An 11,459-nucleotide genomic window follows, 5' to 3' on the forward strand; every position below is an offset into this window, starting at 1 on the left:
CGCAACCGGAAACGCCCGTTCCCAATCATCGAAGGATCTGCCTCATGTCTACAGATTTCCGCAACCGCAAGAAATTCGCCACCGTGCATGGCAAACAAATGGCCTATATTGAGGAAGGCACTGGCGATCCCATCGTCTTCCTGCATGGCAATCCGACCTCATCCTATCTGTGGCGCAATGTGATGCCGCACCTTCGCGGGATGGGCCGCTTGATCGCGCCGGATCTGATCGGCATGGGCGATAGCGATAAACTCGATAACAGCGGGCCGGACAGCTACACCTTTGTGCAGCATCGCGACTACCTCTATGCGTTGCTTGATCAACTGGGCGTGCATGAAAACGTAACGCTTGTGATCCACGACTGGGGCTCTGCGCTTGGGTTTCGCTGGGCCCATACCTACCCCGACCGTGTGAAAGGTATCGCCTTTATGGAGGGGATCGTTGCACCTGTGCCCAGCTGGGATGCCTTCCCCGCTGCCGCGCGTCCGATCTTTGAGGCAATGCGGTCGCCCGCAGGTGAAGAGATGATCCTGGAAAACAACACCTTTGTAGAGGCGATCCTGCCCGGTTCCATCCTGCGCGATCTGACCGAGGAAGAGATGAACGAATACCGCCGTCCCTTCCTGAACAAGGGAGAGGACCGCCGCCCCACCCTGACATGGCCGCGTCAGATCCCGATCGAAGGCACGCCAGCGGATGTGGCAGAGATTGTCAGCGCCTACTCTGCATGGCTGCGCGAAACCCCGCTGCCCAAACTGTTCGTGAACGCCGAACCCGGCGCGCTGATCGCCGGTCCCGTGCGCGACTATGTGCGCAGCTTTCCCAACCTGTCTGAAGTAACCGTGGCCGGTAGCCACTTCATCCAAGAAGACAGCCCGGATGAGATCGGCACGGCGGTGAAGGACTGGTTGCAGGGGCTGTGACCCAAACCACCTGATCGCATGGACGCCCAGCCACGCGGCGGGCGTCCCGCAGGGGAGGTGTCACACCGCCTCCCCATTCTCTGGCCTTATCTCCGCCTCTAGCCCTGCTCCCGATCCTGACAGATAGGTCAGCAACAACCGCCCCAACAGACGTTGCAGTTCCTCTTCAGCCCTCTCCTCCCCCACGATCCCCGCGACAAGTGCGCGGTAGTTCGCAACGGCAAGCCCCATCGCCTCATCCGCTGCAATCGCTGCCGGTTCCTTGCCACGCAGATAGTCAAACACCAGTGACATCTCGCTGGCGAAGGTCGGCGCCATTGCGCTGTAGAGGCGGTCAAGGTTCTGCCCGTCGGATAGCGCCGGATCCAGCAGATCCGCCTCCTCCCCACTCATGATCATCTGCGTGCAGGCGAGGAACAGTGCCTCTTTGGTTGGGAAGTAATGGTAAAGCGCACTTTTCGACAGGCCAAGATGCGCCGCCACCTTGCGCATACTGGTCCCCGCATAGCCATGAGCAGAAAAATAACTGGCCGCCTGCACCGCCAATTGGCGGCTGTAGACGTCGTGATCAACAATCTTCGGCATCTTTTTCGTCCATTTGGTCCAGATAAAGCTTCTCATAGATTGAACCAATCGTCCAGCGTTCCTAAATCGTCCATGTGGACGAAAAAGAGACGCCTCTACGCAGGCAACTGGAGATTTCACTATGAGTACAAAATTCGGCGGTGTTGACCGCGCGCACCAGCGGTCTTTGGGACCAAAACTGACCTTCGCATTGCTGCACGGCAGTGTTGTCGCGACCTGCTTGTGGCTGGCGTTTGGACCGCTGAACTGGGCAGATCCAACCCGCGCGAAGCTGCTGGCGCTTGTCGCAGTCCTGTATTTCCTGCGTCATCTGGTGACGCTGTTTGTCCTGCTACAGCGCAAGGTGGACCTGTCCGAGGGGCTGGGCCTGACCCTGTTTATCGCCGTCTTTGAAATTGGGTTTCTGCTGCTTGGGGCCGGTCTATTGTCTGGTGAGGCAACGCCCTTTGGCCTCTGGGATGGTATCGGGCTGGGTCTGTTGGCGCTGGGATCCTACCTGAACACCGGATCTGAACTGCAACGGCGCGCGTGGAAGAAACGGCCAGGCTCCAAAGGCAAATGTTACACAGGTGGGCTCTTCGCCTATTCCATGCATATCAATTATCTGGGCGATAGTATCCTGTTCACCGGCTGGGCCATTTTGACCGCATCCCTCTGGGCCTTCGCAGTGCCGGCGCTGATGACCTATATGTTCATCTTCTATCACATCCCGCCGCTCGATACCTATCTGGCCGAACGCTATGGCGCCCCGTTCAAGGCCTATGCGGCAAAAACGGCCAAGTTCCTGCCCTTTGTCTATTGAGATGACGCGTGATCATCGCACAAAAAACCCGGCCTCAAAGGCCGGGTTCAATGCGTCTTGAAACCGCTCAGGCAGGTTTACACCATGCCCAGCGCTTCTTTGTACATTTCCATCACCGCTTCTTCTTCGGCGATGTCGTCCTTGTCGCGTTTGCGCAGGGCGATCAGCTTGCGCATCACCTTGGTGTCGTAACCACGGCCCTTGGCTTCGGCCATCACCTCTTTCTGGTGATCGGCGATGTCTTTCTTTTCCATCTCCAGACGCTCGAACCGTTCGATGAACTGGCGCAGTTCGTCGGCGGTGACGCGGTAGCTGGAGTCTTTGTCTTGTTTGTAGTCTTGTTCTTCCATGGCGCTCATCTCCATTTGCTTTGCCCTTCCCTAGCGCCCCTGTGTCGCCCCCGCAAGGGGCAGCGCAGCGCGGGCGGCCTGCGCGCGCAAAAATGCGCCACGTTGCCAAGCCCTGTGGGATCAGGTAGGCCGACGCCAGCATCTATTACGGGAAGGACCAGACATCATGGCTGTATTAACTTGGGGTGGTGCCGCGCTGGCGGTTGCAGGGTTGTTCGGTCTGTTCTGGTGCATCCTGAAAGTGGCCGGCGCCAAAAAGGCAGGTCTCAGTGATGAAGAGATGCGTGAGACGCTGAAAAAGATGGTGCCGCTGAACATGGCGGCCCTGCTGCTGTCTGTCTTTGGCCTGATGATGGTGGTGATGGGGATCTTCCTCGGCTAAGGCCGATCCCCGATCAGGCGGATGCCTCAAACCGGCATATTGTCGAAGTAATCCTCGACTTCAGCATCATCAGCGCCCCCCTCGATCACCGATAGGGCCCCATTGCGTGCGACCAATCCGGCCTCCAGCTGGGTGGCAAGTGCGCGCAGTTTCTTGACCAGCGCATGCACCTCATCTGGTGCCGTCGTTGCCAGAAAATCTGACAGATCCGCCTCACCCACATTTCTGATGACAGAAAGTGACTGTGAAAGCGCCGCCTGAGCGGTGGCAGTTTCTTTGGACTTCATGGTCTTCCTCCCTCGGTAAGGGCCGGCAAATCCGGCCCGAATGTCAACTTTTGGTTCCCCTCGCGCAAAGTGCGATCCTAGGCGCGACCCTAGGCGCGAGCCTTAATGGTTTGCGGCGCAGGACGCACAAAACGGAGTGTCCGGAAGAAGGTCCAGCCGCTCTTCCGCGATGTCTTCGCCGCATCGCACACAGGCGCCATACTCATCCTCGCGCATGCGCTGCAAAGCTGCCCGAATACGCCGGATTTCTTCCTGACCCGCATTGCCAAGCCCTTCAAGAACCTCTTCGCCTTCGCGTTCCACAGCGGCCTCTTCCCAGTCCTGAGAATGTGGGCTGTCCAAGGAGTCCTCAATTTTGTGCAGGCGGCTGTCCAGCTCTCCAAGACGGCGCAGCAACTGTTCACGACGATTTTTGAGCGGGGTCATAACGGCTTCCTTCTGCTATGGTGTATCTTGTTCACCCGTTAATATTATGGACGAACAGGGGGATTGATGCCTTGATACACATCAACAGACAGCGGCAGCACACATGCTATGGCACCACCCCGCACAGAGAATTCGACAACGAACACGCTGTGGGACTTGAAACATATTCACTAATTAATATATATTAATCCAACGGACACATACGCGCGAAGGAACACCGCCATGACACCTGCTGTCACCGCATTTTTTGACGACGCCACCAACACCATCTCTTATGTCGTGCGCGACCCTGCAGGCACTGCTGCAGCCGTCATCGATAGCGTATTGGACTTTGACTACGCCTCCGGTCGCACCGATACCGCATCCGCAGATGAGGTTATCGCATTTGTCGAGCGTGAAGGGCTGGACGTTCAGTGGCTGCTGGAAACCCACGTTCACGCCGACCACCTGAGCGCGGCGCCCTATTTGCAGGAACGACTGGGCGGCAAGATCGGCATCGGCGATCAGATCAAGATCGTTCAGGACACCTTCGGCAAGGTGTTCAACGAAGGCACCCAGTTCCAGCGCGATGGTAGCCAGTTTGACAAACTGTTCGTCGAAGGGGACAGCATCCACATCGGCCAAATGCGTCTGGATGTGCTGCACACACCCGGCCACACCCCCGCTTGCATGACCTATGTGGTCGGCGATGCAGCCTTTGTTGGTGACACGCTGTTCATGCCCGATTTCGGCACCGCGCGTTGCGATTTTCCCGGTGGCTCATCCGAAGTGTTGTTTCAGTCGATCCAGAAAATCCTCGCCCTGCCGGACGAAACCCGCATTTTCGTTGGCCACGACTATAAAGCACCTGGGCGTGAGGACTATGCCTGGGAAACCACTGTGGGCGAGCAGAAGGCGAAAAACATCCACGTCGGTGCAGGTGCCGCGCAGGAGGATTTCGTCAAAATGCGCGATGAACGGGATGCACAGCTGGCGATGCCCAAACTGATCATTCCCTCCCTGCAGGTGAACATGCGCGCCGGGCAGATGCCGGAACCGGACGAGCAGGGCGATGTGTTCCTGAAGGTACCGGTCAACAAACTCTGAGTGCAGCAACACTCCCTTAACGATTGGCCCAGCCTGACTGGGCTACCCTGCTCTCTAAGTGTGCGAACGGGCCGACCCCACAGGGCCAGGCGGCAGGGAGATATAGCGACATCAGGAAAGGAAACGCGATGTTGAGTTCAATTCCCACAGATTGGATCTGGGGGCTCATTGGCGGCATGCTGATCGGCCTCGGCGGTGCGGTCTACTTGCTAGCAAATGGCCGCATCATGGGCGCCAGTGGCATTATCGGCGGTCTGGTTGACCGTTCCGGCTGGTCCACAGGTGCCGAACGGCTGGTGTTTCTGGCTGGCGTTTTTGCCCTGCCGATTTTGCTGACACCCTTGGTCGGTGCAGTGGACACACATGTAACTGACAACTGGCCGGTGATCATCGCGGCGGGCCTGCTGGTTGGGATCGGCACCCGCCTGGCCAACGGCTGCACCTCAGGGCATGGGGTCTGCGGCATCTCGCGCCTGTCGCTGCGCGGTATGGTGGCGACTGTGTTCTACATCATGGCGGGCGGGCTGACCGTCATTGTGTTCCGTCACATTCTGGGAGTGATCTGATGCGCTTGATCTATGCGTTTATCGCAGGGGGCCTGTTTGGCACTGGCCTGTATCTGTCGGGCATGACCGACACCACCAAGGTGCAGGGCTGGCTGGACATCTTCGGCAATTGGGATCCCACGCTGGCTTTTGTCATGGGCGGGGCGATCCTGCCGATGGCCGTTGCCTGGCTACTGGTTCCGGGGCGCAAACCGCTGGCGGGCGGCACCTTCCCCACCCCGCCAGAGCCGAAACTGGGCCGCAACCTTGTCCTTGGATCTGTCCTATTTGGGGCAGGCTGGGGTCTGGCGGGTCTGTGCCCGGGACCAGCAATCGCATCACTGTCCTATGGCGGCGTAGGCGGCGTGATTTTTGTGCTGGCGATGATCGCGGGCATGGCCGTGGCGCCCCGCGTGCGTCAAACACTGGACAGCGCGGTTCCCGCAGAATAAGGCTGAGCACATGGATATTCGTCAAATCACCCCCCGCTATAGCGTATCGCCGCAGATCAACCCTTCCGACCTGCCCGCCATCAAGGCGGCTGGCTTTAGCAAGGTGATCTGCAACCGCCCTGACGCTGAAAACCCGCCCAGCCACCAGGCCGCCGCAATGGCCGAAGCGGCTGCAGCGGCAGGCATCGCGTTTGAGGTTCTGCCGCTGACCCACCAGACCATGACGCCTGAAAACGTCGCCAAACAGTTTGAAATGGTCGATGCCGCAGGCGAAGGTCCGGTTCTGGCCTACTGCGCTTCCGGCACCCGCTGCACGGTGGTCTGGGCGTTGAGCCAAGCTGGCAAGGCGTCTGCCGATGACATCCTCGGCACCGCGGCCGAGGCGGGCTATATGCTGGAACAGCTGCGCCCGCATCTTGAAGGCTGAACAAGTACCCCGCGAAATATAAGGTGCCGGACATGATTGTTCATGGTCCGGCATTTTCTATGCCTTACATGTTCGCCCTGCACTAAGAGCAGCGCCCGACCCTGGGTGGGCGCATCGGAACACTCATTCAGCCATGCAACGGTGTAATAAGCGTAACATATCCGTCTAGCGTATCGTTTCCAAAGCGCCCTCCCACTATATAACATCGGAGGGAGGGTCGGGCGCTGCTCGGGCTGACGCCCTCACAATCGCAATTCCTTACTGACTCGCCTCAATCACTCCGCCGCCTGACGCATCCGCATCGGCAACGTCACGCGGAACGACGCACCGCCCTGCCCCGGTAGATAGGTGATTGCCCCGCCAAGACGCGCCATGATCTCGCGGCAGATCGCCAGCCCCAGACCAGCACCGCCTGCTTTCTGGTCGCTGACACGGGCAAACTTTTCAAAGATCAGATCCTGTTTGTCACGCGGCACACCGGATCCGTTGTCGGTGAAATCTAGAACCAGATGATTGTCCCGCTGCGCCGCGCGGATGGTCAGCGCAGGACGCGGTGCGTCGCAGTATTTATGTGCGTTGGCAATCAGGTTGATAAACACCTGCGACAGACGATCCAGATCCGTTTCCAGCATCAGATCCAGTTCCAGCCCACGGGTGTGAATGCGCAGCCCCTTTGCCTCGACCCCAGTGCTGGCCAGCGCGTGATCTATCAGCGCCTGCAATGACCCGCTTTGTACGTTCAGGCTGACCTGCCCGTTTTCCAGCACCGACAGATCCAGCAGATCGTCCAGCAGGCGGGTCAGGCGGATCGCCTCTTGGTGGATGATGTTGGCATATTTACTGAGCTGTTCCTGCTCCAGCCCCTCACCGTCGCGCAGGATTTCAGAAAACGACCGGATGGAGGTCATAGGCGTGCGCAATTCGTGACTGATCTGGCTGAGGAAGGCGTCTTTTTGCACCGACAGTTGGGTCAGCTTGTCATTCGCTGCGCGCAGCTGACGGGCGGTGCGGGTCAGTTCGGCAGATTTTGCCTCCAGTTGCGACTGGTGCTCCATCATCTGCGCGGTTTCATCTGCCACCGCCAACAGATCCTCAACAGATACCGTGGCGCGGCCCATGATCTGACTGACCATTGCATGTGCCGTTGCCGCCCCCACAGAGCCAGACATTTCCCGTTCCAGCAATTGCAAAAACTCTGGTGTGGGATCAGGCAGATAACCTGCCAGCCCCTGTGCTGCGGCGGCGTTCTGGAACAGCATCTGCGCCTCTCGCGGGCCAAGAATACGCTGCGCCATGACCATCAGATCTTCGGACTGGGCAATGCCACCGGACCAGCCCTGCGGATTTCCGGTGTGCTGGAACACATTGACGAACTGCGCGCCCTGTAACCGCTCCAGCGGTTGCGGGAACGTCAGAAGCGATACCAGAACAAACACACCAGTGTTGAACGCGGCTGACCACAGCACCGAATGCACCACGGGATCCAATCCGGCGATACCGAACAAAGCCTGCGGACGCAGCCAACTGTATCCGAACAGGCCGTTTTCCATAATCGTGGCGGATAGCACCGCGTCAGGCCCAAAACTGGGCAAAAACAATGTGTAGGCCCAAATGATGAAACCAACAGACAGCCCTGCGATAGCCCCAACACGGTTGGCCCCGCGCCAAAAAACACCCCCCATCAATGCAGGCAGCACCTGTGCCACACCGGCAAAAGATACCAACCCGATGGAGGCCAGCGCGATACCGCCCCCAGATAGGTAGAAGTACAGATACCCAAGCCCCAGCACGCCACCGATGGACAGGCGGCGCGACAACAACACCACCTGACGCACATCACCCGAAATCATCGCGCCACCTTCTGCGACGCGGAGCCAGATCGGCATAACAATATGGTTCGATACCATCGTCGCCAGCGCCAAAGAGGCCACGATCACCATGGATGTGGCTGAGGAAAACCCACCGATAAACGACAGCATCGCCAATCCTTCGCGGCCTTGGCTCAGTGGAATGGTCAATACGAACTGATCGGGGTTTGCGTCCTGTGGCATCAGATCCAGCCCCAGCACAGCGATCGGCACCACAAACAGACTCATCAACATCAGATAGGTCGGGAAAGCCCAAGCCGCGGTGCGCAGGTGGCTTTCGTCTTCATTTTCGACCACCAGAACCTGAAACATCCGCGGCAGGGTCAAAAACGCCGCCGCTGACAACATGATCAGTGCGGCCCAGCGGCCATCCTGCGACTGCCATTGTCCAATGGGTGAGGCATCAATGCGTTCCAGCGTCGCGCTGACACCGCCGCCCAGCCCCCACACCACAAAGGCCCCAACAGCCAGCAATGCAAAAAGCTTCACCACGGCCTCTAGCGCGATGGCCATCACAACCCCGTGGTGCCGTTCATTAGCACCCAAATTGCGCGTCCCAAAAAGGATCGTAAACAGCGCCAGCCCCGCCGCCACCCACAACGCCGTCGCATTGTGATCAGCAAAAGCAACCGCACCCGGCACCGCGCCCGCGTTTACGGCGGCCTGCGCGGCCTCTTGTGTTACGTTGTCAGAAAAACTGGCAAACGACAAAACCACCGACTGCAGCTGCAACGCGATGTAAGGCGTTGTGCCCGCCACCGCGATCAACGTCACAAAAACCGCCAACAACGGCGATTTGCCATATCGCGATGACACAAGGTCCGCGATTGACGTGATGCGCTGGGTGCGCCCAATGCGCACCAATTTGCGCAGCCCCCACCACCAACCCAGCATCACCAGCGTTGGGCCGATGTAGATGGTCAGAAATTCCAACCCTGAGCGCGCGGCAAAACCTACGGCGCCATAAAATGTCCAACCGGTGCAATAGATCGAAAGCGATAGCGTATAGACCAGCGGCGAACGCAACCAACGAGCACGACCGCGCACCGCTTCGCGTTCAGCCCAGAATGCAACGACAAACAACAGCGCAACATAGCCCAGACAAACAGCCACAAGGGTGTTCAATGTTCCCATATTAGGCCTCACCGCCGTGCGAGGGGGGCTCTTGTGTGTCTAGGGTTGGCACAGGGGAAACAGGCGGCTGCGCCTCGCGCTCAACATTGGTCGTATCTTCTAAAAACAACGACAGGACCAACGTGACAACAACCAGCAGCACCCAGACGCCGAAAATATAAAAGATCGCGTTTGAACTGAGGATCGCGCCGTCTTCGCCCTGTGGCCATAGCATTGGCACCGCAAACAGCAGTGCCCCAAGGAATGGCAATAGCCGCGCCGCATCCACCAGACGACGCAAACGATAGCTGCGCCGTTCCAGAAACAGTGGCGAGGCTTTGCGCATCATGCGCTCACCAGTTCGCGCAGGGCCTCCAGAACTTCGGCGTTGGAAAAGGGCTTGGTCATGAACCGGCTGGCCCCCAAACGGGTTGCCAGATCACGATCCTTGTTCTGACCACGAGCAGTCAGCATCAGAACCGGCAGGTCCTTTGTTGCACCATCCGCGCGCAGTTCTGTCAGGATGTCATACCCTGACTTGCCCGGCAGCATCACATCAAGGATCAGCAAGTCCGGCTGTTTCGCCCGCACGACATCAACAGCATCATGGCCATTGGAATGCGTCGCGACAGCCCAGCCGTCACGCGATAAAATAAATGAAATCGCTTCGATGATGTTTGGTTCATCTTCGATGACAAGAACACTTTTGCCCACGAAACTGCACCTCTCCTTCCCCCCGGGGCGCCATTGCACAATGACGAAAGCGCCCTCTCCCGACGGACTTTATCGCGCGTTTAACGCGATGTGTCAAAACCCAAGCTTACACCCCCGCGAGGATTGATGGTTCACGCCGCGCGCTACAGTCGTTCAAGGGACAAATCCGGCAGCTAATCCCCAAAGCAGTCGCTGGCGCCGCCGTGGCAGCCGCAGATCGTTTGCGACCGGAACCTGCCACCGCATCCCAACCGTCCCGGGCCACCAATAACATATGTGCCTGATACAAAGGCGGCGTGTTAAAACTGGGGGCTTCGGCAGGTTCTGCGACCGCATAGGCATCAAAGACCGCCTCACCCCGCACATCCTGATGCACACTACGATGCAAGGGCATCATCGGTTGCGACAACGCCTGAAATAACGGCCACTTGGGGCAAGCGGCACCGAAACGCGGCAATGAAAATCCATCCAGCGGTTTGCGGAAAATCAGCGTCCCTGAGGCATCACAGCTGACCAACCCCATTTCGGGCACGTCATCCGCATCTGTTGGCAAATCCGCAAGGCGCCGCATGGCACGCGGCAAACTGACGCCGAAATTGCGCGCGACCAAGGCCGGATCCGGCCCGACATCGCGCAAACAACTCAACACATCAGCAAGGGGCATGTCGCGGGCGTCTTCGGCATAGCGCAACAAGTGCGATCGTACTGCCCCCCCGCCCTGCCGTGGTTTGCAACACGTCCGCACGCGCCACTATTTCCTCGATCCGTTCGGCCGCCTTGGGCGCTTTGAGGGGTGTCGCGCCGCGCGCAGTGGACGGACCCGTTTCTAGCGCAGCAATATGATACTTGGTGTCGCGCAGGAATGCCTCGACCTCTTCCTGCGGGGTGGTCAGACCACCATCGGAATCTCCGCCTTCGTCCAAATAGGCAACCAAGCCCTGCGCCCCATCCGCCAGACGCGCGGCATCTTCGTTCAGGTTACGATAAAATCGGTCCCGCCATTCGGGTTCCAATTCAGGGGTATCGGCCAGAATGCCTGCCGTGGACCGGATCGCAGTGACTGTCGACAACACCTCATGCAAGGCCGCTGCGAGAAACGGGTCATGGGTCAGGCGATCATTCAACACCTCGACCGTGCGTTCCAATTCCAAAACGCGACGATGACGACGCGTCAGCAACTCCGCCCATCCGGGGTATCGCCCAGCGAATGCTTCGGGAGTTTCCTCTTCGCGCGTTGCTTCAGGATCAGCGGCACGCGCCTCTCCGAGGGTGGCAATTAACGTCGCCTCTGCCCCTTCGGACAGTAGGGATGGCTCCACTTTCAACGCTTCGGCCAGAGAGAGCAGCAATTTGCCGCCGATTCTGCGCCTATTATGTTCAATCAAATTGAGATAGGAGGCGGAAATGCCCGCTTTTTGCGCCAATTCGGCCTGTCGCAGACCCTGCATGAGCCGCCGCTCACGAATACGCGTTCCGGTAAGTTGCCCTTGCGGCATTTT

16 protein-coding genes are annotated in these 11,459 nt (G+C 58.7%); 7 read left to right on the forward strand and 9 right to left on the reverse strand.

Annotated features, from left to right (window positions below; translation table 11 throughout):
• Positions 1–44: 44 nt before the first annotated feature.
• The gene (locus tag TM5383_RS04745; protein WP_058317896.1) at positions 45–923 is read left to right on the forward strand and encodes a haloalkane dehalogenase; all 879 of its coding nucleotides are present in this window, start codon (positions 45–47) and stop codon (positions 921–923) included.
• Between the two features lie 60 nt (positions 924–983).
• On the opposite strand, the gene TM5383_RS04750 is transcribed toward TM5383_RS04745, so the two are convergent.
• Positions 984–1,508 (reverse strand): TetR/AcrR family transcriptional regulator, encoded by a 525-nt coding sequence (locus tag TM5383_RS04750; RefSeq protein WP_058317897.1) that lies wholly within the window; start codon positions 1,506–1,508, stop codon positions 984–986.
• A 121-nt stretch (positions 1,509–1,629) separates the two neighbouring features.
• Between TM5383_RS04750 and TM5383_RS04755 the strand changes: the two genes are divergently transcribed.
• Positions 1,630–2,310: a methyltransferase family protein gene (locus tag TM5383_RS04755; RefSeq protein WP_058317898.1), complete on the forward strand. Its 681-nt coding sequence runs from the start codon at positions 1,630–1,632 to the stop codon at positions 2,308–2,310.
• A 77-nt stretch (positions 2,311–2,387) separates the two neighbouring features.
• On the opposite strand, the gene TM5383_RS04760 is transcribed toward TM5383_RS04755, so the two are convergent.
• The gene (locus TM5383_RS04760; protein WP_231725037.1) at positions 2,388–2,675 is read right to left on the reverse strand and encodes a DUF2312 domain-containing protein; all 288 of its coding nucleotides are present in this window, start codon (positions 2,673–2,675) and stop codon (positions 2,388–2,390) included.
• A gap of 151 nt (positions 2,676–2,826) precedes the next feature.
• Between TM5383_RS04760 and TM5383_RS04765 the strand changes: the two genes are divergently transcribed.
• A complete protein-coding gene (locus TM5383_RS04765; protein WP_058317899.1) occupies positions 2,827–3,042 on the forward strand; it encodes a hypothetical protein in 216 nt (71 codons plus the stop codon).
• A gap of 26 nt (positions 3,043–3,068) precedes the next feature.
• Here the strand turns inward: TM5383_RS04765 and TM5383_RS04770 are convergent, their stop codons facing one another.
• Together TM5383_RS04770 and TM5383_RS04775 are read right to left on the reverse strand one after the other, a co-directional pair.
• Entirely contained in the window at positions 3,069–3,329 is a 261-nt protein-coding gene (locus TM5383_RS04770) for a hypothetical protein (RefSeq protein ID WP_058317900.1), read from the reverse strand.
• Positions 3,330–3,431: 102 nt separating this feature from the next.
• On the reverse strand, positions 3,432–3,755 hold the full coding sequence (locus tag TM5383_RS04775) for a TraR/DksA family transcriptional regulator (protein ID WP_058317901.1): 324 nt from the start codon (positions 3,753–3,755) through the stop codon (positions 3,432–3,434).
• A gap of 222 nt (positions 3,756–3,977) precedes the next feature.
• Here TM5383_RS04775 and TM5383_RS04780 point away from each other — a divergent pair, with 222 nt between their 5' ends.
• The 4 genes from TM5383_RS04780 (at position 3,978) to TM5383_RS04795 (ending at position 6,265) form a co-directional block, all read left to right on the forward strand.
• Positions 3,978–4,841, forward strand: a complete 864-nt coding sequence (locus TM5383_RS04780; protein WP_058317902.1) for an MBL fold metallo-hydrolase — start codon at positions 3,978–3,980, stop codon at positions 4,839–4,841.
• A 140-nt stretch (positions 4,842–4,981) separates the two neighbouring features.
• On the forward strand, positions 4,982–5,407 hold the full coding sequence (locus TM5383_RS04785; protein ID WP_143570223.1) for a YeeE/YedE family protein: 426 nt from the start codon (positions 4,982–4,984) through the stop codon (positions 5,405–5,407).
• Positions 5,407–5,838, forward strand: coding sequence for a DUF6691 family protein (locus TM5383_RS04790; protein WP_058317904.1), 432 nt, complete (start codon positions 5,407–5,409; stop codon positions 5,836–5,838). Before TM5383_RS04785 ends, TM5383_RS04790 begins: the two co-directional genes overlap by 1 nt.
• Positions 5,839–5,848: 10 nt before the next feature.
• A complete protein-coding gene (locus TM5383_RS04795; RefSeq protein WP_058317905.1) occupies positions 5,849–6,265 on the forward strand; it encodes a protein tyrosine phosphatase family protein in 417 nt (138 codons plus the stop codon).
• Between the two features lie 275 nt (positions 6,266–6,540).
• Here the strand turns inward: TM5383_RS04795 and TM5383_RS04800 are convergent, their stop codons facing one another.
• The 5 genes from TM5383_RS04800 to TM5383_RS17160 form a co-directional block, all read right to left on the reverse strand.
• A complete protein-coding gene (locus TM5383_RS04800; RefSeq protein ID WP_058317906.1) occupies positions 6,541–9,267 on the reverse strand; it encodes an ATP-binding protein in 2,727 nt (908 codons plus the stop codon).
• Between the two features lies 1 nt (position 9,268).
• A complete protein-coding gene (locus tag TM5383_RS04805) occupies positions 9,269–9,595 on the reverse strand; it encodes a hypothetical protein (RefSeq protein ID WP_076399949.1) in 327 nt (108 codons plus the stop codon).
• A complete protein-coding gene (locus tag TM5383_RS04810; RefSeq protein ID WP_058317907.1) occupies positions 9,592–9,960 on the reverse strand; it encodes a response regulator transcription factor in 369 nt (122 codons plus the stop codon). Before TM5383_RS04810 ends, TM5383_RS04805 begins: the two co-directional genes overlap by 4 nt.
• Positions 9,961–10,066: 106 nt before the next feature.
• Positions 10,067–10,624, reverse strand: coding sequence for a short-chain fatty acyl-CoA regulator family protein (locus TM5383_RS17155; RefSeq protein ID WP_370695958.1), 558 nt, complete (start codon positions 10,622–10,624; stop codon positions 10,067–10,069).
• Positions 10,611–11,408, reverse strand: a complete 798-nt coding sequence (locus TM5383_RS17160) for a helix-turn-helix domain-containing protein (protein ID WP_370695959.1) — start codon at positions 11,406–11,408, stop codon at positions 10,611–10,613. Before TM5383_RS17160 ends, TM5383_RS17155 begins: the two co-directional genes overlap by 14 nt.
• Positions 11,409–11,459: the final 51 nt, after the last annotated feature.

This window comes from Thalassovita mediterranea (assembly GCF_001458435.1).
Classification (GTDB): Bacteria; Pseudomonadota; Alphaproteobacteria; order Rhodobacterales; family Rhodobacteraceae; genus Thalassobius; species Thalassobius mediterraneus.